We start from the raw sequence: 26,178 nt of genomic DNA, 5'->3' as shown, positions 1-26,178 counted from the left end.
GCAACGAAACTGTAACGCCCCATTTGGTCGTTACCTCTTATAGAAAAGATTGAAGCACCCTCATGAATGTTACCGAAAAGGCTCAGGAGTTCATTACCGAGAGCGAAAATAGTCTGCATAATGGCTCGTTTATCAAACTCTCGCTCGGCAACTACCACGGCGCCGATGAAAGCCTGAAAAATGTCTACATCAAGAAAATCCTTATCAAGAAAGAGCCGCGGCTAAGCCTTACCTATCGCCACAAAACGCGCGATATTACCAAAAACCACACGTTCGAAGAGGTGACCGGCATGTTGACGCAATGGCTCGGAAACGACTTCCGCGTCGCGACCCTGCAAATGACCGATTCGGATTTACTTTTTGAAATGCATCCCAGCGGTAAGGCCACTCTGAAGAAAAAGGCCGTCGCCAACCGGGACACACCTTCCCTGAGCCACGATAAGAACAAAAACCGGCTCATTTCATCCCACGGCAAAGGCTACCTGTTCGATCTGAAAATCACCGATCAGCAGGGTAACGTGTTCCACAATGCGCAGGATAAATTCCGGCAGATCAACCATTACATCGACATTCTCAGCAGCCTGATCAGGGAAATCAACCCGGAAAATGCGGTCAAGGTGGCGGATATGGGCTCGGGCAAAGGTTACCTCACCTTCGCCCTGTACGATTATCTCCAGAATGTACTGAAACTCGCCCCGGAAGTCACCGGCATCGAGTTTCGGGAGGATCTGGTGACATTATGTAATCAGATCGCTCAAAAGGCCGGATTCGGGGGACTGTCGTTCCGCGAAGGCACGATCGACCAGTTCGATGCAACCGGCACGAATATCCTCATCGCCCTTCACGCCTGCGACACCGCTACCGACGACGCCATATTCAAAGGCGTTCAGGCGGAATCCGATCTGATCGTGGTTGCCCCCTGCTGTCACAAGCAAATCCGCAGGCAAATCGAGAAACATAAGGCCGAAAATGACGTCAGCTTCCTCACCCGGCATGGTATTTTCCTGGAAAGACAGGCGGAAATGGTAACCGACGGTATCCGCGCGCTGGTGCTGGAATATTTCGGTTATAAAACCAAAGTGTTTGAATTTATTTCCGACGCCCACACGCCTAAAAACGTGCTGATTGTAGGAACAAAGGGCAACAGGAGTGAAAAATCGCAGGCAGCAGCGCTCGAAAAGATCCGGGAAGCCAAGCGTTTCTTTGGCATTGAATACCATCACCTTGAAAGATTGGCGGGCATTTGAAGCCTCAAAAATGCCCCTTTTCCCTTCGTAGTAGCTATATTTGCAACTTTTTGTGAACTCAATTATTGATTATGTGGAATAAAATAGCAGCTTACATCATCCGCTACCGGCTTTTGTGGGTTGCATTAGTGTTAGTATCGACGGTCTTCATGGCCTATGAAGCCAGCAAAATTGAACTCTCCTACAATTTCGCACGCATCCTGCCCTCCAATGACCCCGTAGAGAAAGAATACCAGGACTTCCGCAAGCTTTTCGGCGAGGACGGCAGTGTGATGGTGATCGGCTGGCAGGACCCGCAGCTTTTCGAAATCAACAAATTCCGCGACTGGTGCAAACTCTCGCAGCAGATTAAAGAAACCGAGGGGATCAAAAATGTGCTTTCGCTTGCCAACGTCTATAAAATCACCCGCAACGACAGCCTCACCCGTTTCGATTTCTCCCCGGTTATCCGCGATATTCCCAATACCCAGGCCGAAGCCGACAGCATTAAAAAAGAAATCGCCAATCTGCCCATTTACGAGGGATTGGTACTGAACAGCAAAACCAACGCGACGCTGATCGTCATCACCTTCAACGATAAGGAACTCAACTCCAAACGCCGGCTGACGATCGTCGATGACATCGAGAAAATGTCCGAAACATTCGCGACCAAATACAACACCGATCTGCATTATTCCGGGATGCCTTACATCCGGACGGTGAATATGAAGAAGATATCCGGGGAAATGGAGCTCTTCATGGGCCTGGCCGTATTCGTAACGTTGCTTATCCTGTGGGCATTCTTCCGCTCCTTCCGGCTTACTTTGCTCTCCATTATAGTGGTGCTTATCGGTGTGATATTCTCCGTGGGGATATTGCATTTATTCAATTATAAAATCACCGCACTGACCGGCCTTATCCCGCCGCTGCTCATTGTCATCGGGGTTCCCAACTGCGTGTTCCTGATCAACAAATACCAGGCAGAACTCGTATCGCATAGTAACAAGGACGAGGCATTGCGGGAAATGATCCGACAAATCGGGTTGTCGACGTTCCTTGCGAACATGACCACGGCGATCGGTTTCGGGGTATTTTATTTCACCAACAGTATTCTCCTGGTAGAGTTCGGGGTGGTGGCTGCTATCAGCGTCATGGTTACCTATGTGCTGTGCCTGGTGCTATTGCCCATTACCCTGCATTATATGAGCACGCCCAAGCCGCGCCATTTGAAGCACCTCGAAGGAAAATGGGCGTTCGGGTTCCTCAGGATGGTTAATAACCTGGTCCACAACCGCCGCAAAGAGATTTACATTGCGATGGTCGTATTGATCGTCGTTTCCGCATTCGGGATGACCAAAATCCAGACGATCGGCTACGTGGTGGATGATTTGCCTAAAAAAGATGTCGTCTACACCGACCTCCGCTTTTTCGAGAAGAACTTCAATGGCGTACTGCCTTTCGAAGTAATGATCAACACCGGGCAGCCGAACGGCGTTTTTGCGGATCAGGCCAGGACATTGTACAAGATCAAGGCTTTGCAGAACGAAATGGCCAAGTTCCCCGAGTTTTCAAAACCGGTTTCCATCGTGGAAGCATCCAAATTCCTTTACCAGGGCTACCGCGGCGGCGATGCAAAATATTACGCGTTGCCGGGTGTATTGGAATTGAATAAAATGTCCCCCTACCTACAAAATCAGCAGGGCGCGGCCAAACAGCTGACCTCATTCCTCAACGAGGACAAGAGTGTCACCAGGGTCAGTTTCCAGATGGCCGATGTCGGTTCGGAGCGCATTAAAGAGCTCATGGGCCGGATCCGCCCGAAAGTCGATTCGATTTTCAGTCCGGAGAAATACAAAGTGGGCCTCACCGGTCACAGTCTTGTGTTCCTGAAAAGCAACGACTACCTGCTCAGCAATTTGTACGAAAGCCTCCTGATCGCCATTGTCCTCATCGCGATCGTGGGCATGGCGCTCTTCCGCTCCATCCCTATCATCCTGCTTTCAAAGCTCCCCTGCCTGATCCCGCTCGCATTGACGGCCGGTATCATGGGATATTTTGATATTTATTTCAAACCGACGACAATCCTCATTTTCAGCATCACGTTTGGTATTGCCTCCGATGGAACAGTATATTTCCTGACACGCTACCGTGAGGAGCTCTACAAAAAGGGCCTGACACCATCGAAAGCGGTAACCGCAGCTATTTTTGGAACAGGCCTAAGTATGATCTACACGGCCGTGATCCTCTTCTGCGGGTTTTCTATTTTTGCAGCGTCCAGCTTCGGCGGAACGGCAGCGATGGGTGTGATGGTGTCAATCACTTTGCTGGTGGCAATGTGTACCAATCTGATTCTTTTGCCTGCCTTATTGCTATCAATTGCCAAGCGGCAGGGAAAAGACGTGAAACCGAGCTGAATGGAGTTTAGAGTTTATGAGTCTATGAGTTATTGAGTTCAGAGTCTATGAGTTCATGAGTTCAGAGTTCAGAGCAGGAATTAATAAACTTTAAACTCATAAACTCTAAACTCATAAACTTTAAACTCAATAACTCATAAACTCAATAACTCCTTCCATACATGAAAACATTCATTACGGCGCTATCCCTTTCCATTACGGGGATAGCGCTTCCTGTTTCGGCTCAAACCGACTTTCAGGCTGACTCTGCCTTCATACGCAAAATTTACGACACAGCACTCGGCGAGGGCAAATCCTACGAATGGCTTCGGCATCTTACCCAGCAGGTGGGGCCGAGACTGAGCGGCTCGGAAGGTGCGGCTAAGGCTGTTACTTATACCAAGTCGGTGATGGAAAATGAGCGTTTCGATCATGTATTACTGCAAAATGTGATCGTTCCGCATTGGGTACGCGGGGCGAAGGAGAAAGCACAGATTATCGTCGGTAAACAGAAAACAGACGTTCCCATTGCGGCATTGGGCGGCTCGGTTGCCACACCCAAAGGTGGTGTCAGGGGCAAAGTAATCGAGGTAAAAAGCTTCCAGGAACTTCGCGACCTGGGTGCGGATCGGGTGAAGGGTAAAATCGTATTCTTCAACCGCCCGATGGACCCGACCAAAATCAACACATTCGAAGCTTATGCAGGTGCGGTCGAGCAACGGGCCGCTGGCGCGAGCGAAGCTGCCAAACTGGGCGCAATAGGGTCTATTACCCGTTCCATGACGACCCGCCTCGACGACTTCCCGCATACGGGCAGCATGCGCTACGCGAGCGGCGCGCCCATGATCCCGGCGGCGGCAATCAGCACGAACGGCGCCGAGCTGCTGAGCAAAACATTAAAGGAAAATCCCGAGACAGAATTCTATTTCGAACAAAACTGCGAAACACTTCCGGATGCTCCTTCGCATAATGTGATCGGGGAATTGAAAGGGAAAACCAGCCCCGACAAATACATTGCCGTAGGTGGTCACCTCGATTCGTGGGATTTCGCCCAGGGCGCACACGACGACGGGTCCGGCTGTGTGCAGTCCATTGAGGCAGTCCGCATCCTGAAAGCATTGGGTTACCAGCCCAACAACACGCTACGTGCGGTCATGTTCATGAACGAGGAGAATGGTATGAAAGGAGGCGTTACTTATGCCGATTCCGCCAAGTCCAGACAGGAGACGCATATTGCGGCTATTGAATCGGATCACGGAGGATTTTCACCGCGCGGCTTCGGGGTCGTAGGTACGCCTGCGCAAAAGGCTAAAATCCAACAATGGTCGAGGTTGTTTGCAGCCTATGGCGTTCATGAGCTGGGCCCCGGCGGCGGCGGCGCGGATATTGGCCCGTTGGCGCAGCAAGGTACCGTGCTATTGGGGCTTATGCCGGATACGCAGCGGTATTTCGATTATCACCACGCGGCGAACGACAAGTTTGAGACCGTCAGCAAACGCGAACTGGAACTCGGGGCAGCAGCGATGGCCTCCATGCTGTATCTTATAGACAAGTATGGCCTCTAAGGCTGTCCCTTGTCCCAGGGACTGAAGTCCCTGGATAGGAAATGTGTCGGGCCGCTGGCCCTCAATGACATAACAAAGGGGACTTTTGGTCCCCTTTGTGCTATTCCATTTTGTCGAAGGTTTGATCCATCCAATCTTCGGGGATGTCGTCCAGCGCTTGTTTGAGCTTTTCGGCCCAGATCCTTGATATTTCTTCCATATCTTTCTGCTCGTAGCGATGTTCGGCGATCGCAAAACTGTCCTTTTTGTACAACACCACGTCGATCGGGAAATCGACATCGTTGTTGCTGACGCGCGTGGAGTCGAATGACAAAAACCCGGCTTTCAACGCCTGCTTCATCGTTGAATTTTCATTGAGTACACGATTCAATATGGCTTTCCCCTGGCCGGAATTGCCGATAATCACGTACGGCGAGCCTTCGTCGAGCTCTACCCAGTTGCCTTCCGAATAAAGAAGAAACAACTTGTGGTCCTTGTCGTCTTTTAATTGACCGCCCACAATGGTATTAAGATTGAATTTGAGGCCCGACCTTTCCAGGCTCGCCTTGTCCTCCTCCGCTACCCGTTTGATCTGCTCGCCAAACGCATTTACAGCTTTGTAGAGCTTGTTATAAACGACGCCTTCGCTGATCAGCTCTTCGAAATAATGTACCGCCTTGTCGCGTACAGACCTCAATCCGCTGGTCATGATAAACATCGAATAATTGTCCTGCTGGGTTACGTACATCTTCTTTTTAGTCGTCGTGTTGGTACCCGCGGTAATCCGGGTATCGGCCAGGGCCACAAGGCCCTCTTTCACTTTTATTCCTAAGCAATAAGTCATTTTTCTGCACTTTGAACCAGCCCAAAAATACCAAATCGCATCCTGAACATCACAACAAATCCCTTTTTCATCGATATTTAGGGAGAAACCAAGTCCACGCCAACGCCATGATCCACACCATTCACCTGTTCGCCGAGCTCGACGAACACCTCATTTCACTACTCAAATCCCTCACACCCGAAGAATGGGAGAAGCCAACTGTCGCGCGCTTGTGGAAGGTACGCGACGTAGCCGCGCATTTGCTGGATGGCAATATTCGGGTGATATCCATGTACCGCGACGGCCATTTCACAGCCCCTGATCGGCAAATCAACAGCTATGACGATCTGGTAGCTTACCTGAACCAGTTGAACGCGGATTGGGTAAAAGCCTCTCAACGAATGAGCCCTGCCCTCCTGACCGAGCTCCTGGAAAGCACAGGTAAGCAATATTCAGAAATCATGGCCCAACAAGATCTCGAAGCCGACGCTATATTTTCAGTGTCCTGGGCCGGCGAAGCAGTTTCCAAAAACTGGTTCCACATCGCCCGTGAATACACCGAAAAGTGGCACCACCAGCAACAGATCCGCGATGCCGTCGGCCGGCCGGACATTGTGCATGGCATTATGACACCCCGGCTTTTCCGCCCGCTCATCGAAACCTTCCTGCGCGGTCTCCCGCATACATACAGGCACACGCAGGCGCCTGAGGGAACGGCCGTACGCATTGTGGTCGCGCTCGATGAGACGTTTGAATGGTTTTTGATTAAAACTGAAAACGGCTGGATAATCGGGGAAACTTCCGAAAACACTGCGGAGGCGTCGATAACCCTCGATGCCGACACTGCCTGGAAGCTTTTCACCAAAGCCATTAAACCGGACGACGCATTGGCGAAAGTGCATTTAACTGGAAATAAAGAACTTGCAGGCGTTACATTAAACCTGATCGCGGTAATGGCTTAGTATAATTCAATGGCATATCGATCCAAAACACCCGGCGAAACGGTATATCTGTTATGAGACTGTTTCAAATCGCTATCACACTTTTCATGTTGTCCTGTGGCGGCACGCAGGTACCTGCCCCTTCCGTACCCGACCCCGTCAATGAAAGCGGCAAGACGCAATACCTCGCTCTGGGCGATTCGTACACCATCGGGCAAAGCGTATCTGTGGACGAGCGTTGGCCTGCTATACTGACTGCCGAACTGAAATCGAACGGAAAATCGGTTGCGGCGCCGCAGATTATCGCCAGAACGGGCTGGACCACACGCAACCTGCTGGACGCGCTGGAACAGGCCCCTCCTACGGGAACGCCATCCGGCACATTTGATGTGGTATCGTTGCTCATCGGCGTCAACAACCAGTACCAGGGACGTAACCTGGAAGAATACCGAGTCGAATTCCGTCAATTACTGACAAAATCGATCGGTTACGCTGGCGGGGAGGCCGAAAAAGTGTTTGTACTTTCCATCCCCGATTGGGGCGTAACTGCCTTCGGCGAAGGTAACCGCGACCACATTGCAGCGGAAATAGACCGGTTCAATGCTGTTGCAAAGGAGGAATGCGACAAACAGAAAATCCTCTTTATCGACATTACAGGCATTTCGAGAACAGCGCTCGGCGATCCTACCATGCTAGCGTCCGACCAGCTGCATTTCTCCGGCAAAATGTACAAATTATGGGTGAACGAAGTACTACCCCAGGTAAGGCGACTTTTCTGAAAACTAAAAACCTCCGCTGTATGCCAGCGGAGGTTTATGTACTATTATTCCAAAATTCTAATAACCTTATTTCAAGCTTCCTGCAAGGCTTTCAGGCGGATTACCAACCCGTCCATTTCGTCGGACGGCCGGAGCTGGCACGAAAGTCTGCTGTTATTGTCGGCATTCGGCAATGTGTCGAGCGTATCGAGCTCCTGGTCGTTGGAGTCCGGCAACTTTTCCTTGCCTTCCAGCACTTCGATGTGACAGGTAGCGCAGAGCGCCATTCCACCGCAGGTTGCCTGTATGTCGTATTCGTATGCTTTGAGGATTTCCATCAGGTTGAAACCCATATCGGTGGGTACTTCCAGCGCCTGGCGTTCTCCTAAATCGTTCTCAATGAATATATTGATCATGGCTAAAATGGATTAACACCGTTCACTGTGGTGTATTTAAAACTTAATTTCTGATCAGGGTAAACGTACTTGAATGCGCTCTGCATCATGATGGCCGCTTCGTGGAAACCGCACAAAATGAGTTTCAGCTTACCCGGATACGTGTTGATATCGCCAATGGCGTAAATGCGTTCGACATTGGTCGAATAATCGAATGTATCGACGATGACCGCGGATTTCTCCACGCCCAGGTTCCAGTCGGCGATAGGGCCGAGTTTCGGGCTGAGGCCAAAAAGCGGGATAAAATCGTCGGTGGGAATGGTGGTGACCGATTTATCATTTCCTAAAATCGAAACTTCTTTGAGCACGCCGTTCCCTCCCAGCTTGTTCACCTGTGCTTGCAGAATGAGGTCTATTTTTCCCTTACCTGCCAAATCGTGCACTTTTTCAGCCGAATCCGGCGCGCCGCGGAAGGTGTCGCCCCGGTGTACGAGCGTGACGCGGGAAGCGATATCGGCCAGGAAAATCGTCCAATCCAGCGCGGAATCACCTCCACCTGCCAGTACCACATTCCTTCCCCGGAACTGTTCCGGCTTTTTCACCATATAATGCACACCTTTGCCTTCGAAATATTCCAGCTGTTCGACGGCCGGCTTCCGCGGCTCAAAGCTGCCAAGGCCTGCCGCGATAACCACCACCTGGCAATGCACATCGGTTCCCTCGTTGGTACGCACGATATAGCTTCCGTCGTCCTGCTTTTCGAGTGCTTCCACCCTTTCGCCCAACGTGAACCCCGGTTTGAACTCCTCGATCTGCTTCATGAGGTTGTTCACAAGGTCTTCGGCAATGATGGCCGGTGCACCGGGAATGTCGTAAATTGGTTTTTGGGGATAAATTTCAGCAAGCTGGCCACCCACCACGGGCAGGGCATCGATCAGGTGGCAACGCATTTTGAGCAGTCCGGCTTCGAAAACCGCGAAGAGCCCCACTGGCCCCGCTCCGATAATGCAAATATCTGTGTGAATCATAATTCAATGTGAATGAGAATTTTGGAAAACTTTGATGTTCCAAAAGTAGAGCACATTCACATCGTACGCCAATCACAATTGGTTATCCGCTATAACCAAAAGTTATGGACTTAGCCTTCGGTAATCATAAATTGCAGCATGTCAGGCAGTATTTCGATGTCCACTTCGACCGGCGTTTCGATTTTCAACCGTTCGTCGTCCGCGTGGCCGTCTTTTCCATCCCAGAAAACCTTCACTTTCCGCGCACGGAGCGTTGAAAAACTGAATTCCTTGTCCTCGTCATTAATGCGGCTGAGCAAAAACGACTCGAACTTGCTGCGGCTTTCTTCCGAAACCATCACCACATCGAGCATACCATCGCCCGGATCGGCCTCGCCGGCGAGCACCAGGTTGGGGCCGATAGAGCGGATATTCATGATTTCAACCATAATATAATTACCCGAATGCTCTACACCGTCGGCCACGATCGTGCAGGGCCGGGCCTCGTAGTTTTGTACGATTTCGAGCAGTACGGCACGGGCGGCTTTCAGCTTTTCTTCGGCCGTATCACCGATATCGCCCTCTATTTTACTCATCACCTTCATCAGGCGCGGGAAAATACCATAGCCAAATGCTTCCAGGAAAAACAGGTCATCACCCACCCCATGGATACGGCCGATGTCGAACGATTTGAGCCGGAAATGATGCCAATGCGGAATAATCTCCTTCGGATGTCCTTCTATCTGCAATGCGGTGGCGATATTGTTGGCGGTCCCGTGCGGCAACAGGGCCAGCGGATATTGCTTGTCGAGCCGCTTGCGTTTCATGAGCGCTTTCGCCGCGCGCCTGACGGTACCATCGCCACCGGCCACAATCAGAAAATCGGTATCATTTTCGAAAGTATCCCAACCTTCCTCCTTCACCGACGAATAGGTACATTCGAAACCTTCTTTCTTTATCAGTTTGACCAGTTCTTTTTTAGAAAAGTCATTATCCCCAGCTGTTGGGTTGTGTAAAAGGGTCGTTTTTTTCATATCAGGATGTATAGCATATCCCGGTTTTATAAAAAACATACCAGGCATAATTTTATTAATAACCACCTGAAAACGCTATACGTTATGAAAATCCTGGTAACGAACGACGACGGAATATACAGCCCGGGCATTGCGGCGCTCGCCAAAATTGCCTCGCGGTTCGGGGAGGTGAAAATCGTGGCCCCGGATGTGGAACAATCCTCTATGGGCCATGCTATTACGGCGTCCAGGCCTCTCTCCTATAAAAAATCCCCGATCGAATTCGAGGGGATCGACGCCTACCGCGTGAATGGTACGCCCGCCGACTGCGTGGCACTGGGGCAACACCTGTGGGACAAGCCCGATGTGGTGCTTTCGGGTATCAACCTGGGGCCTAACCTGGGGAATGCGATGTGGCATTCGGGCACGCTCGCCGCCGCCAAGCAGGCGGTGCTGTTCGGGATCAAGGGCATCGCATTGAGCACCCCCACCGACGTGGAACCCGATTTTGAGAAGCTCGATCCGTTTGTGGAAAAAGCATTGGACCTGCTTTTTAAAAACCCCCATTTAAACCTGGTGAACGTAAATTTCCCGCATAACCCCAGGGGCGTACGCTGGACGCGGCAGTCGGTGCGGCTTTATGACAATAAAATTGTCCCGGCCCTCGACCCGATGGGCCGCAAGCATTACTGGTTTACCGTGGTGCCGCTCGAACCTGCCGAGGAAGGGACCGACCGCTGGGCCATTGAAAATCAATTTGTATCCATCACGCCCCTCCGCCTAGACCTGACCAATGAAGCCGAACTCGTGAAGGCTCAGCTGGCCTATCCTATTACATGAGTAAATCCGGCCACACCGCCTCTTTAATGAGAAAGTGTGGTTAGTAAATTATTTACGATACGTTCCTTCTATTACCCAAGATCCTGCCCAACCCGGTGCGGGATCTTTTTTTGTTGAAGTCTTTTGCAAAATCATTAAGGGGTAGAATGGGAAAAATGTAGTCTTATCCCCAAGACAGACGTATTTTTACAAATTCCTGAATCCAAGAAATCAGTTTTCCCCCATCATGAAACAAACCAATATTGGCAACTATCGCTGGGTTATTTGCGCATTACTCTTCTTTGCAACCACCATCAACTACATCGACAGACAGATTCTTGGATTACTAAAACCGACCCTAGAAACAGAATTCAACTGGACCGAATCCGACTATGCGAACATCGTGATGGTTTTCGCGGGCTGCTATGCCGCCGGTTATATTGTGTTCGGTAACATCATCGACAAAATCGGCTCGAAACTTGGTTACGCCGTTTCCATTATCATCTGGAGTGTCGCTGCGGTGGCACATGCATTTGTTAAAAGTACGTTCGGATTCGGTACGGTCAGGGCTATTTTGGGCCTTGGCGAGGCGGGTAACTTCCCGGCGGCCGTCAAAGCGACAGCCGAATGGTTCCCTAAACGCGAACGCGCACTCGCTACCGGTATTTTCAACTCCGGAACAAGTATCGGCGCGGTAGCTGCGCCTATTCTGGTACCCTGGCTGCTGAGCACCTACGGCTGGCAGGGTGCATTCCTGATCACCGGTGCGCTCGGGTTTATCTGGTTGATATTCTGGTGGCTGATGTACGAAATCCCTTCGCGCCACAAGAAAGTAGGTCCCGAAGAATATGCATTCATCCATAGCGATAATGAAGCCGGTGACGGTGAGAACCAGAAAACCATACACTGGACCAAACTGGTTAGGCTCCCGCAAACCTGGGTATTCATTATCGGAAAGTTCCTGACCGACCCCGTATGGTGGTTCTTCCTGTTCTGGCTGCCATCCTACTTCGCTACCACATTTGCACTGGATCTTAAAAAGCCAAGCCTGCATTTGGCGATCGTTTACACGGCGACCACATTCGGTAGCATCGGTGGCGGTTACCTTTCGTCATACCTGATTAAAATAGGCTGGACGCCGCTCCGTGCGCGCAAAACCACATTACTCGTGATGGCATTCGCAGTCATGCCGATTATCCTGGCGCAATTTGCTACGGATATTTGGACGGTGGTTGGTATCATCGCCATAGCAACCGCAGCGCACCAGGCGTGGAGCGCGAACATCTTCACGATCGTTTCCGATATTTTCCCGAAACGTGCGGTCAGTTCGGTGGTCGGTATCGGGGGTATGGCCGGCTCCCTCGGCTCGACGTTCTTCCCGCTGCTGGTGGGCGCGTTGCTCGACCATTATAAAGGAACGGGAAATATCGGCGCCGGTTATAACATTCTGTTCGTTGTTTGCGGGCTCGCGTATATTATCGCCTGGCTCGCGATCCATTTCCTCACCGCCAATATGAAACCGGTTGAAGAATCGTTAAACAACTGATCTTACCTAAAATCACCAAGCTGTTAATATTGCTAGCATAGCATTCCAATGAAGAAGTACCGTTATCCCATTTTGATCCTGGCTGTTTCGTCCATGTTGGTGTATTGTAAAACCAACAAGCAAACCAGCCAGCAAACCGCCTCTTCCGCTGCTACAACTGTTGCGAAAGAAGAAAAACCCGCCCCGAATGCCGGAAAATCTCCTTTCATCCCAGCCTCCGAAACCATCGGCAAAATGGTGATCGAGGATGGCTTTGAGGTCAAACTAGTTGCCGCCGAACCGCTCGTGAGCGCGCCTGTGGCCATGCAGTTCGACGATAAAGCCAGAATGTGGGTCGTGGAGATGGTAGGCTACATGCCCGACACCATCGGTACCGGCGAAGACATCCCGAATGGCAACGTCGTGATCCTCGACGACAAGAATAAGGACGGCGTTTACGACGACCGCAAAGTGGTGATCGACTCGCTGGTACTCCCACGCGCGATCTGTCTGATCGACAACGGCATCCTCGTAGCCGAGCCTACCAATCTTTGGTTTTACGAACTGAAAAACGACCAGGTCGTCAAAAAAACACTGGTTGACCCGAAATACACCGAAGGCGGTAACGTGGAGCACCAGCCCAACGGCCTCCTCCGCGCGATGGACAACTGGATTTATAACGCCAAATCCGACAAGCGCTACCGCCGTGTAGGTGGCAAATGGGTGATCGAACATACCCACTTCCGTGGTCAATGGGGCATTTGCCAGGACAACTACGGTCGTCTTTATTACAACAATAATTCCCAGAACCTTCTGGGCGACTATTTCCCTGCCGGCCTCGGTGCCTGGAACAAGAACCAGAGAGGCGTTGCCGGTTATAACGAGAAATCGGTGGCGAACAATAAAGTGTACCCACTTCACCCGACACCGGGCGTGAACCGCGGCTACATGAAAAACGTCCTCGACGACAGCCTGCGCCTGAATGAGTTTACAGCTGCCGCTGCGCCCGTCATTTACCGCGGTGACCTGTTTGGCAAGAATTACGATTTCAATGCATTTGTACCGGAACCTTCGGCGAACCTGATCAAACGTGATTTCCTGAATGAAAAAGGTTACGTCGTGAAAGGCGACATTGCCTACAAGGGTAAAGAATTCCTCGCCAGCACCGACGAGCGTTTCCGTCCGGTAAGCCTTTACAATGCACCCGACGGCAGCATGTTCGTGCTCGACATGTACCGCGGCATTATCCAGCACAAAACCTACCTGACACCATACCTCAAGGACCAGATCGGCAAACGCGACCTTACACAGCCGCTTTCGGCCGGCCGCATTTACAAGATCGTTCCCAAAGGCACGAACCCTAAACCGGTAACCATCCCGGACGGCGCACAGGAATTGGTGAAACTGCTTGGGCATCCCAACGGCTGGGTACGCGACCGCGCGCAGCAAAAACTAATCGACGGCAAATACAACCAGACAGTACCCGCGCTTCGGGAGGCGATCAAACAAACCGCCGATCCATTGCTGGCCATCCACGCATTGTGGACGCTGGAAGGCCTGAATTCCCTGAAACCGGAAGAAGCGCTGAGCTGGATCAGACAATCGGCATGGACGTTCCGCGCGCAAGGGTTATATGCCTCGACGGCGGTAATCACACCGGGCTCATACCAGCAGTTTGCCACCGCATTCGATGGCATCGTCGATTCCGGCGATACGCTTGCGGCGCCTTACATTGCGTTTCTGGCCAAAAGCATCGAAAAATTCGACCAGAATGCGTCCCGCGGGCTGCTCAACAAGCTGGCAGCCAAATATCCCAACAATCGCTACGTGTCCGACGCCATCATCAGCAACTTGCAGGATCAGGAAGAGGTCTTCCAGAGCGCGATCTCGGCGTCTGTATCCGATCAGAATGCATTGATTAACAAGCAACTGACCCGCGTAGTGACCGCAATCCGCAATGCGCAAGGGAACCGCAATCCTGAAATGCTCAAAAAGGAATTCCCCAAAGGTGAAGCATTATTTACTTCCGTATGCCAGACCTGCCATGGTGCCGACGGTGGCGGCGTAAAATCGCTCGCCCCGCCATTGAACCAATCGGAATGGGTGACGGGGAACAAAGACAAGCTCATTTCGATCGTCCTTTTCGGCCTCACCGGTCCGGTGAAAGTAAACGGCCACGTGTACCAAACGCCCGAAGTAAGCGGCGATATGCCTGGTATCGGCTACGACAAGGACATGCCAAACGAAGACATCGCGCAGCTGTTAAGTTTTATCCGCCGCTCCTGGCGCAACAATGCCGACAAGGTTACGACCGAAGAAGTCACCAAAGTCCGCACGAAACTCACCGGCCGCGAAAAAGCATTCACCGAAGCCGAGTTGAACGGCATTTGATGGTATGTTGTTGATTGTTAATTCAAAGGCGCCTTGCAAAGGGCGCCTTTTTGTTGCTACAAAAGAAAATATGCAATCCAAAATGTCACACATTTGAGACATTTTACTACCTTTGTCAAATCATGAAAGACACCGAACAAAGTATTATCGAAGCTGCGATCCTGATTTTCAATGAGGACCTGTCCGCACCGCTGGAAAAAGTGGCGGACCAGGCGCAGGTGACGCGCAGGACTTTACACCGGTATTTCAAAGACCGGAAGGAACTGATGGACAAATGCCAGAAGGAAATCCGGAAGGCTTGCGCCATAGCGATGTCCAATGCCTACAACACCAGCGAAAATCCCAGGGAAAGACTGGAAGCGATGTTCTACGCCGGACTCGACTGCGGTTCCAAAAACACATTTTTACATAAACTACACACTCTGCACGACCACAAACACCAGGCCGCCAATGAAGAGTGCTCCGAATATGACGATACCTTCGAACTCTGGAAGGGTAACCTGCAAGTGCTACTCACAAAAGGGGTTATTAACCAGGGAATGACGGTCGACTGGATACATAACTTCTTCCAGAGCGTGGTAGTGGTATTCATTAACTCGCAGCAAAGAGGCCCGCTCAGTCGCGCGGAGGCACGGCAGCTTGCGTGGTTTTCTTTCAGTAAAGGGATAGGTATTTAAAAATTTTTGTTCAACCGTGTCTCAGTTTTGAGACATTTATATACTTCAATAATGACAGATCAACAACTATTCGACGTCGTGATTATCGGCGGCAGCTACGCGGGGCTTTCGGCCGCCATGACATTGGGCCGTGCCCGCCGTAAGGTTATGATTATTGATAGCGGCAAACCCTGCAACCTTCAAACGCCACATTCGCACAACCTCATTACCCACGACGGCCAAACGCCCGCCGAAATCTCCGCGCTCGCACGCGAGCAGGTACTCGCCTACCCGACCGTGCAAATGCGCACGGGACTGGTCACAAGTGTGTCGGGAGTCGATGGAGCATTCTCCGTCACCGTGGATGAAGACCATACATTGCAAGCCAAAAAACTGATTTTTACCACCGGTATTCGCGATATCATGCCGGATATTCCGGGCTTTGCCGAAAGCTGGGGTATCAGCGTCATTCATTGCCCCTACTGCCATGGCTACGAGTACAGCGACGCCCGCACCGGCGTTATGATGAATGGCGAAATGGCGCTGGAATACGTTAAAATGATCCGTAACTGGACCACGGACCTGACGCTTTACACCAATGGCCCTGCCACGTTCGACGAAACAGCGCGTGAAAAAATGCGCTCATTCGGAGCAAAAATCGTTGAACAACCCATCGCATCGCTGGATCATGAAAACGGCTACCTCAAAACCCTCCGGTTAACCGACGGCTCCACGCATGGTATTACCGCCCTTTACCATCGCCCGGCGTTCGTCCAGCACTCTTTGATACCTGAAAAATTAGGCTGCGAGCTCAATCCGCAAGGGTTTATCAAGGTAGACGAGTCCCAGAAAACAACGGTAGCCGGCATTTACGCCGCAGGCGATAACACCGGCGCATTCAGAGCGTTAGCAGCCGCCATGGCCACAGGAACAACCGCCGGAGCAAGGCTCAATCACGAATTAATCAATGAGGAGTACTGATTGGAGTCTTGCAATATGGTAGCTTTGCGAAAAAATGCTGTAAGCAATAGGCTATAAGCTGTAAGCAGTAAGCAAAAAGCCTTGGGCCAAATGCTTATTAACTTGTAGTATAGGGCTTAAAGCTTATCGCCTATTGCTTAAAGCTTAAAAAAATGTCCCCATTCAAAACAACCGCCCCCATTATCATTACCTGTTACAAGCGCCTTGCGCCGTTTCTTGAAAAAGAAGTGGCGGAACTGGGTTACCGGGTCGAAGAAACCTTTGCCACCGGGGTGCGGCTGCGGGGTACCGTCAACGACTGTATCAAACTAAACCTCAACCTCTATTGCGCGAGCCAGGTACTTTACAGCCTGGGTACATTCAGTGCGCAGCATCCCGACGATGTTTACCGGTTTCTGACAAAAATGCCATGGGAGAATATCCTGGCCGACGACGCGTATTTCTCGGTTACCAGTAATGTAATGACTGCCACGGTGAACAACACCATGTTTGCGAACCTGCGTGTGAAAGATGCCATTGTGGACAGGCTACGCGATAAAAAAGGCGCGAGACCGTCCACCGGCTCGGAGTTGAAGGGAGCGGTGGTGCATTTGTTCTGGAAGGACGACCGCGCCGAGATTTTCATCGACACTTCCGGCGAGACGGTGGCACGGCATGGCTACCGCAAAATCCCCGGCAAGGCTCCGATGCTGGAAGCCCTCGCTTCGGCAACGATCCTGGCCAGCCAATGGAACCGTAACTCGGCATTTATCAATCCGATGTGCGGCTCGGGTACGCTCGCGATCGAAGCCGCATTGATTGCCACCAACAGCCGTCCCGGGCTTTTCAGGGACAATTATTCGTTCATGCATTTGCTTGGGTATGACGAGGAAGTCTATTTCAAAGGGCAGAACAAGCTGGAAGCGCAGATCATCGAAGCTCCGAAAGTGCGCATTATCGCTACCGATTACGATCAGAATGCCGTAATCAATGCCAAAAAGAACGCAATCGCGGCCGGCGTGGCCGATATGATCGAGTTCGGTCTTTGCGATTTTGCCGATACCGAAGTGCCGCAGGATAACAAAGGTGTGTTCTTCGTGAACCCGGAATACGGCGAACGACTCGGCGAGATCAGCGAACTTGAAGAAACTTATGGACGGATTGGTGATTTTATGAAACAGAAGTGTGGAGGATATTACGGATATGTCTTTACCGGGAACCTCGATCTGGCCAAAAAAATAGGTCTCAAAGCCAAGCGCAGAATAGAGTTTTATTCGGGAAAAATCGATTGCAGGCTGCTGGAATACGAACTTTACGAAGGGTCAAGAAGAGGATAGTCCCGGATTTGGCAAGTACAGTGAAAACCGGGCACGGCGCCTCAACAACTTTGGCATAATATTTAGATCATATAAGACATAACCATTTAGAAAAATTGTCATGAAACAGTCACAAAGTTCAGGAACCATGCCGCAAGGCCAGGTCCGGAACAGGCCTGAAAACAAAGACAATCTGGATAGCAGACATCGTGAGGAAGAAATGGTAAAAGGTAATCATATTACCAGCAACCAAAAAGAGAATCACAGTCTGGGAAAACAGCAAAGGTAGCATTCGATGCACCTTAAATGGTTCCTAAGTTGAGACGAAGTCCGCATGAAACGAACATCCGGACTTCGTTTTTTTTATGCCCGCCACCGGCCTCATCAAGCCACTCAACCGATGCTGAACAAGCCCCATCCCACGATAGCATCTGTGTCTTGCCGCCCCGCATCCAATTTTTAAGCGAATTATACGTTCCTATCCTAAATTTCGGCCGGCATTTACATTAAAACCAGAACCGATGAAACGATACCTGATGGCGCTCACCCTCCTGATCGGCGCTGTTTCCTGCGATTGGATCGGCAATACGCCGAGTTTTGGGGACGATTTTATTACTTACGATATCAAGGCAGGCAATCATGAAGTCGAGCGGAACCTGAATACATTGTTCACCGCCTCATCCATGCGTTTTCAGGCTTTGTTCGACAGCAGCTGTATTTACAAAACAAATATCCCTGAAAACCAGCACGATATCAATAAGCTCTACGGTTTCTCGGATTGCAGCTCGCAGCATCAGAACAATAGCGCGCGTTTCGGGTGGAACTGGCGCGAAGGCGCATTGCGCATCTACGCGTACATATATGTGAATGGCGTGCGCCAGGAACGCGAGCTGGGCACAGCGGAGCTGAACGAGGTTACCAGCTTCCGGATCGACATTCGCGAGAATACATACGTGTTCACTTACCACGGAATCGAAACCGTAATGCCGCGCCATTGCTCGGGTGGTGTGGGAGTAGCTTACAAACTCCTTCCCTATTTTGGTGGCGACGAAGTGGCACCGCACGATATCCGGATCAAAATCAGGAGTTTATAAGATTGACATCAACCCGGACTCTCATATCCGGGCGGAAATTCCCCAGCTACCTCCCGCTTCGAATTGATTTACACAGCCCCACTCCCACGCGCTTCCCGCTTTACGTCAGGTTATTATGAAAAACGGCCAGGAAGAGCTGTAACTGGTATAATTTTTATACACAATTCGAACCACACACACGGCAACACTTGTACACACACTTGAAAATTTTGTGTCTCAGCGAGCCAACCGTATATAGATCAGGTGTCACGACACCGATGCGCGACACTCCGTGTTTCGACGTCCGGCAAATACCAGATTAGTGCCTACTTTTCCCAAAAACATGATTCTTATTGTCGACGACAGGCCGGAGAACATCTTACCGCTTAAAAAAATCCTGGAACTCCACAATTTCAACACCGACACCGCAGAGTCGGGTGAGGAAGCATTGAAAAAGGTGCTTAAAACAACTTACTCGGTTATCATCCTTGATGTGCAAATGCCGGGTATGGACGGGTTCGAGGTAGCCGAGGCCATTGCCGGTTTCGGGAAAGCGAAGGACACGCCCATTATTTTTCTCTCGGCAGTCAATACAGAAAAAAAATTCATTACGAAAGGCTATACCTCCGGCGGTATCGATTACCTCACCAAGCCTGTCGACCCTGATATCCTGTTGCTGAAAGTCAAAACATTTTACCGGCTTTTCGAACAGCAGCAGGAATTGAAAGCGATTCAGGAATCCCTCCGGCATGAGATCGACGTGCGCAAGCACGCGCAGGAAGAGCTGGCCGCCCGCATGGATGAGCTCCGTTTCATCCTTGAATCGCTGCCGCAGATTGCATTCACGATCCGTAACGACGGGAAGATCGAATATGTCAACAGACATTGGTTCCAATATGCCGCTGACGCCCGGACATTCCCGGAAACGCACGCCGACGACCACGCCTATGCGCGCTGGAACGAGCATTTTCTGAATGGCCTGGAATTTTCCGGCGAGGCCCGGTTACGGCAGCTGGATTCGGAGGATTACAGGTATTTTCTGCTTAAAATCATCCCCGTATTGCAAAATGGTGCCATTGTGCGCTGGGTGGGGACGTTTACTGATATTCACCAGCAGAAAATGGCCAATGAATTGCTGGAACATAAGGTGGAGCTGCGTACCAAAGAGCTTGTCGATAAAAACTCGGAGCTCGAAACGACCAACCACGAATTGCAGCAATTTGCCTGGGTGGTATCTCACGACCTGAAAGAACCACTTCGTAAGATCCAGACTTTCAGCCATTTGATTAAAGACAAATACCTATCCGGCAACGACGAAGCAATTTCCTATCTCAACCGGTCGATCAGCTCTTCGGCCAGGATGTCGCGGCTGATCAGCGATTTGCTTGACTACTCCCGCCTATCGGTAACCGCCTATTTCCAGCCGACCGACCTGAATGCGTTGGTGGAGGAACTGCTTGCCGATTTCGACGAGACGATCCGGGAAAAAAAAGCCAGCATCCGGAAAGATAAACTCCCGGTGGTAGAGACAATTCCCAGCCAGATCCGCCAGGTATTCCAGAACCTGATCAGCAACGCGCTGAAATTTTCGAGGCCCGATGTGGCGCCCGTAATCGATATCCGCTACGAGATCGTCGAAGAAAAGGACCTTTCCAGTCCTGCATCGACCGAAGGCCCTTATTGCAGGATTATCATCGCCGACAATGGCATTGGGTTCGACGAGAAGTTCCTCGACCGGATATTTGTCATTTTCCAGCGACTCAACAACATCAATGCCTACGAAGGAACGGGGATCGGGCTGGCCATTGCAAAGAAGATCATGGACAAACACAACGGCCTCATTTCCGCCCGGAGCGCCGAAAACGAGGGTTCAGAATTCATTTTGATACTTCCGTTCGTGCAGGAATATTTACCAACGACCTTTAAAACCGACATTTAGCTGACACCCGTTTATGAAGAAAGTTTCCAATTCGATCATCCAGCAATTACAGATCGTCTTTTCCTTCTCCATTCTCCTTCTGTTTTTCAGCCTTCTGGCATCCTATTACAGCACACAGAAGCTGATCAACAATTCGGAGCTCGTCAACCACACCAATGAAGTGCTTATCGAGGCGGAGGCCATCATGTCGCATATGAAAGATGCGGAAACCGGCCAGCGCGGTTACCTGGTGACCTCGGACCTGCAATTCCTCGAACCCTACGAGGGTGCCTATGAAAAGACCACCGACAGCTACAACAACCTGGTGGAGCTTACTTCCGACAATCCGATGCAGCAAAAGAACCTTCGGGAGGTGAAGGCCCTTTATGAAGCCAAGTTCGGCCAGATGCAAAACATCATCGACATGGCCAAAAAAGACCGGAATTTCCTGCATGACACCGACTCCCGTTTGCGGGAAATGGTGAGAGGGAAGAAGATCATGGACGATCTCAGGATCACCACGGAACGCATCAAGGAAGAAGAAAGCGCCAGGCTGGCCGAACACCTCGAACAGCAGCAGATCTACATCAAATATACCCCCATTCTGGTCGTTGTAGCCGCGCTGATCTCGATCCTGATCACCATCTCGTCATACCTGCGTATTCGAAAGGATATAGGCAAGCGAATCGCGCAACAGCAGCTGGATGAACAAAAATATACGGAAACAAATCGTCGGATAGGCCACATCGAAAAGGTGGCGCAGAGGGTTTCAGAAGGCGATTATGCTGCCCGCAGCATGGATGAAACCGACGATGAGCTCGGCCGCATTTCGGTTGCGTTGAATAATATGACGGGATCACTGGAACAAACTTTCAATGATCTGCACATTCAAAACTGGTTGCAGGCGGGCGAAGTGCAGATCAACGACGCGATCCGGGGAGAGCGTGTACTCAAAAAGCTGTCCGCAAACCTGATCAACACCCTGGCCGCGTATTCGGGCGCGAACCTGGGGACCATCTATATTCTCGACACCGACTGGAATTTCCGGCTTAGCGGCAGCTTCGCCGTGCAGAATGCACCGGAAGCCGTCGCGCCCGGACAAGGACTATGCGGGCAGGTAATCGATACGAAGAAGCCCCTGCTGGTGCACGACGTGCCAGAAAACTACCTTAAAGTGACATCCAGCCTGGGCGAAACAAGTCCTTCGGCGCTCGCAATTCTCCCGCTCGTGTACTCCTATGAGTGCATTGGCGTGATCGAGCTAGGGTTCCTGAAAGCCCCGGAAGATCTGACCATGCGTTTCCTGGAAGAAAACCTGGAAACAATCGCCAGCGGCATCAATTCCGCGCTGGATTATGTAAAGCTTCAAAACTTCCTGGAAGAAACGCAGGCCCAGGCCGAGGAACTTCAAACGCAGCACAACGAGCTGGAAAATCTGAATGCGGAACTCGAAGCGCAATCGCAGAAGTTGCAGGCGTCGGAAGAAGAGCTGCGCGTGCAGCAGGAGGAATTGCAGCAAACCAACGAGGAACTGGAAGAACGCAGCAGCCTGCTGGAAGAAAAGAACCTTGAAATACAGAAAAAAGCGGAAGAACTGGAACTGACGACCCGGTACAAATCCGAGTTCCTCGCCAATATGTCGCACGAGCTGCGGACGCCGCTGAACTCGATCCTGCTGTTAAGCCGCCTGCTTGCCGAAAATGACGACAAGAACCTTACCCCCGACCAGATCGAATATGCGACGGTCATTCAATCTTCCGGTAATGGCTTGCTGGGCCTGATCGACGAAATCCTCGACCTGTCGAAAATCGAGGCCGGGAAAATGGAACTGGAATATGTAACGGTGTCGGTAAAGGAGATCAGTGACGATATGAAGAGCCTTTTCACGCCGATCGCCCGGGACAAGGGGCTTAATTTCTCGGTTACCATTGCGAGCGGCGTTCCACCGGTAATCGAGACGGACAAAATGCGGATGGAACAGATCCTCAAAAACCTGATTTCCAACGCATTGAAATTCACTGCACAGGGATCGGTGGACATTAGCGTCAAGCTGAATGACGGAAATGACAAAATGCTCTGTTTCACCGTTCGCGACACGGGCATAGGTGTTCCGCCGGAAAAACAGCATCATATTTTTGAAGCATTCCAGCAGGCCGACGGTTCGACCAAACGCAAATACGGCGGCACGGGGCTGGGACTGTCCATCAGCCGTGAACTGGCCAAGCTGCTCGGCGGGGAAATATCGCTTACGAGCGTGGTTGGTCAGGGCAGCGAGTTCACACTTTTTGTGCCCATCGGGCCGGCATACAGCCGTTCCGAACCGGAAACAGCCAATTTCTTCGGAAGCTACCAGGAAGAAAACGTGGCCAAAGCATTGCCGGCCATACAAAACCAGTTTGTCAGCACTGTCATTCCCGAAAGTATCCCCGACGACCGCTCGACCGTCGGCGATGCCGCTAAGGCGATCCTGATCATCGAGGACGATACGTTTTTTGCCAAATCCCTCCTGGATTACACCCGCAAGCAGGGCTATAAAGGCATTGTGGCCGTACGCGGCGATGAGGGACTTGAATTAGCACGGACATTCAGACCGATGGGTATCCTGCTCGACATTCAGCTACCTGTTGTCAGCGGATGGGAAGTGATGGATCAGCTCAAAAACGATCCCGAAACACGGCATATTCCGGTCCACATCATGTCGTCGCACCGGATGAAAAACGAGAGCTTGCAAAAAGGTGCGATCGACTTTATCGACAAGCCCGTGGCGATCGAAAAGATGGACGAAGTTTTCCGGAAGATCGAATATGTGATCAGCAAGAAATCGAAAAAGGTGCTCATCGTCGAGGACAATTCGATGCATGCCAAAGCATTAGCCTACTACCTGGGCACATTCGACATCCATTCAGAGCTCAAAAGCGATATCAACGAAGGGGTCAGTGCGCTTTCGAATAACGAGGTCGACTGCGTGATCCTGGACATGGGCATTCCCGATAAAAAGGCCTACGACATGCTCGAAGAAGCGAAAAAGAACCCCGGATTTGAGCATGTACCGATCATTATTTTCACCGGCAAGAGCCTTTCCATGACGGAAGAGCTGCGGATCAGGCAGTATGCAGATTCGATCATCGTCAAAACCGCGCATTCTTACCAGCGCATGCTCGACGAAGTATCGCTGTTCCTGCACGTGGTGGAAGAGAACAAGAAAAATGCCCGCCAGGGCACGGACGTACGCAAGCTCGGCGGACTCGGCGAAATCCTGAACAACAAAACCGTGCTCATAGCCGATGACGACGTCCGGAATATTTTCTCGCTTTCCAAATCATTGGAAAACTACAAAATGAATGTCCTGACAGCGCTGGACGGCAAGGAAGCCTTGCAGAAACTCCACGAAAACCCGGAAGTAGACGTGGTGTTGCTCGATATGATGATGCCCCAGATGGACGGCTACGAAACCGCGAAGCGCATTCGCGAGAATCCTCATTGGCGCAACCTGCCGGTGATCGCCGTTACGGCCAAAGCCATGACGGGCGACCGCGAAAAATGCATTAATGCCGGCGCTTCTGACTATATTACGAAACCGGTGGATATCGACCAGCTCATGTCGCTGCTGCGCGTGTGGCTTTATGAAAAATCCTGACCCCTCACCATGGAGAAGAAAAAGATCATGATCGTCGACGACGACGCCCGGAACATCTTTGCGCTCAGAGCCACCCTCAAATCGAAGGGCTTCGACTGCATTTCCTGCTCCGCGGCAACGGAAGCACTAGATATCCTGCGGACCGGCGAGCCGGTAGACGCGGTGCTGATCGACATGATGATGCCCGAAATGGATGGCTATGAGGCCATTCCGCTCATCAAAGACCTTGAAAACAGGCAGTCGGTACCGGTAATCGCCGTTACGGCGCAGGCCATGGTGGGCGACCGCGAGAAATGCCTCGATGCCGGTGCCAACGATTACATTTCCAAACCGATCGACGTCGACAAGCTTTTGAAGATACTTGGTAACATCTGATGCCATGATTGAAGAGGATGACATCGACCTTTTGCTGAATGACCTGTTCGATCTTTACGGATACGATTTCACGCGGTACTCGCGCGCTTCGCTGAAACGCAGGATTATCCGGCTGTGTTCGCTCGACAAATTCCCGAGTTTCGCCGAACTGCGCTATCGCGTCCGCAACGACCCGTCGTACCTCAAACGGCTTGTAGAAGAAGTGACGGTGAATGTCACTGAGATGTTCCGCGACCCGGCATTTTACAAGTCCCTGCGCGAGGAAGTGCTTCCGGTATTGGGTACAAAGCCGTTTATCCGTATCTGGCACGCGGGCTGCTCGACCGGCGAAGAAGTCTATTCCATGGCGATCCTGCTCAAAGAGGCCAATCTGCTGCGGCGCTCGCTGCTGTACGCGACCGATCTCAATCCGAGTGTACTCGAAAAAGTGAGGAAAGGCATATTTCCGCTGGGGCTGATGAAGCAATACTCCGAAAGCTATATTACGTCGGGCGGTACACGGGATTTTTCGAGCTACTATACCGCGCAATATGGCCAGGCCAAGTTCGATAACGAGCTTTCGGAGAAGATCATCATTTCGACCCATAACCTGGTCTCCGACAGCTCTTTCAATGAATTCGACCTGATCCTCTGCCGCAACGTGCTGATTTACTTTGACAAGGAATTGCAGGACAGGGTGCTGAAACTCTTCGATGCAAGTCTCGGGACATTGGGTTACCTTGCATTGGGCACGAAAGAGACCTTGAAATTCTCGGCTGTACAACACAAGTTCAAGCAACTGAACCGGGAAAAAATATGGAAGAAAATCATTTGAGCCATACTTGTGAATTCCTGCTGATCGGGGGCTCTGCGGGGAGCCTGGAAGTACTGTTCAGGCTGCTTCCGCTGCTGCGTGCCGACTTACCGTTCCCCGTCGCATTGGTCCTGCACCGGCGCAATTCGGGGGATTCGACCTTATCTGGGCTACTAGCTTCCAAGACTTCCAACCCGACCCAGGAAGTGGAAGACAAAGAACCCGTTACCCCCGGAACGATTTACCTGGCCCCCGCCGATTACCATTTGCTCATCGAGCGCGACCGGACCTTTTCGCTGGATTATTCCGAGAAAATCAATTTCAGCCGGCCGAGCATCGACGTGACGTTCGAATCCGCCGCGGAGGTTTACGGGCCTGGGCTTGTGGCGATATTACTCTCGGGCGCTAATGAGGACGGTACCGGCGGACTTACGGCCGTAAAGCAAGCCGGGGGAACAGCCGTGGTGCAGAATCCCGACACCGCGCAAATGCCTTTCATGCCGCATTACGCGCTTACTCACCTGCCCATCGACCATGTATTCGACACCATGGAAATGGCCTCTTTCATCAACTCTCTGACCTAGTATTCGCGACCGATCGTTGATTTCTACCATA

Annotated in this window: 22 protein-coding genes; 18 read left to right on the top strand and 4 right to left on the bottom strand. The window is 51.3% G+C overall.

The window, feature by feature from the left end; translation table 11 throughout:
- Nucleotides 1-62: 62 nt before the first annotated feature.
- From J7619_RS20060 to J7619_RS20050, 3 genes are all read left to right on the top strand, one after another.
- Complete coding sequence (locus J7619_RS20060; RefSeq protein WP_291202670.1) at nt 63-1,247, top strand: SAM-dependent methyltransferase; 1,185 nt, start codon at nt 63-65, stop codon at nt 1,245-1,247.
- Nucleotides 1,248-1,318: 71 nt separating this feature from the next.
- Nucleotides 1,319-3,640, top strand: coding sequence for an RND family transporter (locus J7619_RS20055; RefSeq protein ID WP_291202667.1), 2,322 nt, complete (start codon nt 1,319-1,321; stop codon nt 3,638-3,640).
- A gap of 161 nt (nt 3,641-3,801) precedes the next feature.
- On the top strand, nt 3,802-5,184 hold the full coding sequence (locus J7619_RS20050; RefSeq protein WP_291202664.1) for a M28 family peptidase: 1,383 nt from the start codon (nt 3,802-3,804) through the stop codon (nt 5,182-5,184).
- A gap of 100 nt (nt 5,185-5,284) precedes the next feature.
- Here the strand turns inward: J7619_RS20050 and J7619_RS20045 are convergent, their stop codons facing one another.
- The gene (locus J7619_RS20045) at nt 5,285-6,007 is read right to left on the bottom strand and encodes a peptidase (protein ID WP_291202661.1); all 723 of its coding nucleotides are present in this window, start codon (nt 6,005-6,007) and stop codon (nt 5,285-5,287) included.
- A gap of 107 nt (nt 6,008-6,114) precedes the next feature.
- On the opposite strand from J7619_RS20045, the gene J7619_RS20040 reads away from it, so the two are divergent.
- Together J7619_RS20040 and J7619_RS20035 are read left to right on the top strand one after the other, a co-directional pair.
- Complete coding sequence (locus J7619_RS20040; protein WP_291202659.1) at nt 6,115-6,948, top strand: maleylpyruvate isomerase N-terminal domain-containing protein; 834 nt, start codon at nt 6,115-6,117, stop codon at nt 6,946-6,948.
- A gap of 53 nt (nt 6,949-7,001) precedes the next feature.
- Nucleotides 7,002-7,706, top strand: a complete 705-nt coding sequence (locus J7619_RS20035; protein ID WP_291202656.1) for an SGNH/GDSL hydrolase family protein — start codon at nt 7,002-7,004, stop codon at nt 7,704-7,706.
- 71 nt (nt 7,707-7,777) lie between these two features.
- Here the strand turns inward: J7619_RS20035 and J7619_RS20030 are convergent, their stop codons facing one another.
- The 3 genes from J7619_RS20030 to J7619_RS20020 form a co-directional block, all read right to left on the bottom strand.
- Nucleotides 7,778-8,101, bottom strand: coding sequence for a 2Fe-2S iron-sulfur cluster-binding protein (locus J7619_RS20030; protein WP_291202653.1), 324 nt, complete (start codon nt 8,099-8,101; stop codon nt 7,778-7,780).
- Between the two features lie 2 nt (nt 8,102-8,103).
- On the bottom strand, nt 8,104-9,108 hold the full coding sequence (locus tag J7619_RS20025) for an NAD(P)/FAD-dependent oxidoreductase (RefSeq protein WP_291202650.1): 1,005 nt from the start codon (nt 9,106-9,108) through the stop codon (nt 8,104-8,106).
- A gap of 110 nt (nt 9,109-9,218) precedes the next feature.
- Nucleotides 9,219-10,121 carry a diacylglycerol kinase family protein gene (locus tag J7619_RS20020; RefSeq protein ID WP_291202647.1) on the bottom strand — a complete coding sequence of 301 codons (903 nt, stop codon included), beginning with the start codon at nt 10,119-10,121 and terminating at the stop codon, nt 9,219-9,221.
- Nucleotides 10,122-10,205: 84 nt separating this feature from the next.
- Here J7619_RS20020 and surE point away from each other — a divergent pair, with 84 nt between their 5' ends.
- From surE to J7619_RS19955, 13 genes are all read left to right on the top strand, one after another.
- Nucleotides 10,206-10,940 (top strand): 5'/3'-nucleotidase SurE, encoded by a 735-nt coding sequence (gene surE, locus J7619_RS20015; RefSeq protein WP_291202644.1) that lies wholly within the window; start codon nt 10,206-10,208, stop codon nt 10,938-10,940.
- Nucleotides 10,941-11,166: 226 nt separating this feature from the next.
- On the top strand, nt 11,167-12,465 hold the full coding sequence (locus J7619_RS20010) for an MFS transporter (RefSeq protein ID WP_291202640.1): 1,299 nt from the start codon (nt 11,167-11,169) through the stop codon (nt 12,463-12,465).
- Between the two features lie 48 nt (nt 12,466-12,513).
- Entirely contained in the window at nt 12,514-14,835 is a 2,322-nt protein-coding gene (locus J7619_RS20005) for a c-type cytochrome (protein ID WP_291202637.1), read from the top strand.
- Between the two features lie 122 nt (nt 14,836-14,957).
- Nucleotides 14,958-15,512, top strand: a complete 555-nt coding sequence (locus J7619_RS20000) for a TetR/AcrR family transcriptional regulator (RefSeq protein ID WP_291202634.1) — start codon at nt 14,958-14,960, stop codon at nt 15,510-15,512.
- 51 nt (nt 15,513-15,563) lie between these two features.
- Nucleotides 15,564-16,472, top strand: a complete 909-nt coding sequence (locus J7619_RS19995) for an NAD(P)/FAD-dependent oxidoreductase (protein WP_291202631.1) — start codon at nt 15,564-15,566, stop codon at nt 16,470-16,472.
- Between the two features lie 152 nt (nt 16,473-16,624).
- On the top strand, nt 16,625-17,788 hold the full coding sequence (locus J7619_RS19990; protein WP_291202628.1) for a class I SAM-dependent RNA methyltransferase: 1,164 nt from the start codon (nt 16,625-16,627) through the stop codon (nt 17,786-17,788).
- Nucleotides 17,789-17,888: 100 nt separating this feature from the next.
- On the top strand, nt 17,889-18,056 hold the full coding sequence (locus J7619_RS19985) for a hypothetical protein (protein WP_291202625.1): 168 nt from the start codon (nt 17,889-17,891) through the stop codon (nt 18,054-18,056).
- 232 nt (nt 18,057-18,288) lie between these two features.
- Nucleotides 18,289-18,861, top strand: coding sequence for a hypothetical protein (locus J7619_RS19980; protein WP_291202622.1), 573 nt, complete (start codon nt 18,289-18,291; stop codon nt 18,859-18,861).
- Nucleotides 18,862-19,183: 322 nt separating this feature from the next.
- Nucleotides 19,184-20,779 (top strand): response regulator, encoded by a 1,596-nt coding sequence (locus J7619_RS19975; RefSeq protein ID WP_291202618.1) that lies wholly within the window; start codon nt 19,184-19,186, stop codon nt 20,777-20,779.
- Between the two features lie 13 nt (nt 20,780-20,792).
- Nucleotides 20,793-24,395, top strand: a complete 3,603-nt coding sequence (locus J7619_RS19970) for a response regulator (protein ID WP_291202615.1) — start codon at nt 20,793-20,795, stop codon at nt 24,393-24,395.
- Nucleotides 24,396-24,404: 9 nt separating this feature from the next.
- Complete coding sequence (locus tag J7619_RS19965; RefSeq protein ID WP_106595304.1) at nt 24,405-24,770, top strand: response regulator; 366 nt, start codon at nt 24,405-24,407, stop codon at nt 24,768-24,770.
- Between the two features lie 4 nt (nt 24,771-24,774).
- Complete coding sequence (locus tag J7619_RS19960) at nt 24,775-25,584, top strand: protein-glutamate O-methyltransferase CheR (protein WP_291202609.1); 810 nt, start codon at nt 24,775-24,777, stop codon at nt 25,582-25,584.
- Nucleotides 25,566-26,147, top strand: a complete 582-nt coding sequence (locus tag J7619_RS19955; RefSeq protein WP_291202606.1) for a chemotaxis protein CheB — start codon at nt 25,566-25,568, stop codon at nt 26,145-26,147. Before J7619_RS19960 ends, J7619_RS19955 begins: the two co-directional genes overlap by 19 nt.
- The last annotated feature ends 31 nt before the right edge of the window (nt 26,148-26,178 follow it).

The organism is Dyadobacter sp. (assembly GCF_017744695.1).
Classification (GTDB): domain Bacteria; phylum Bacteroidota; class Bacteroidia; order Cytophagales; family Spirosomataceae; genus Dyadobacter.
This window is presented reverse-complemented; position numbering and strand designations above follow the sequence as displayed.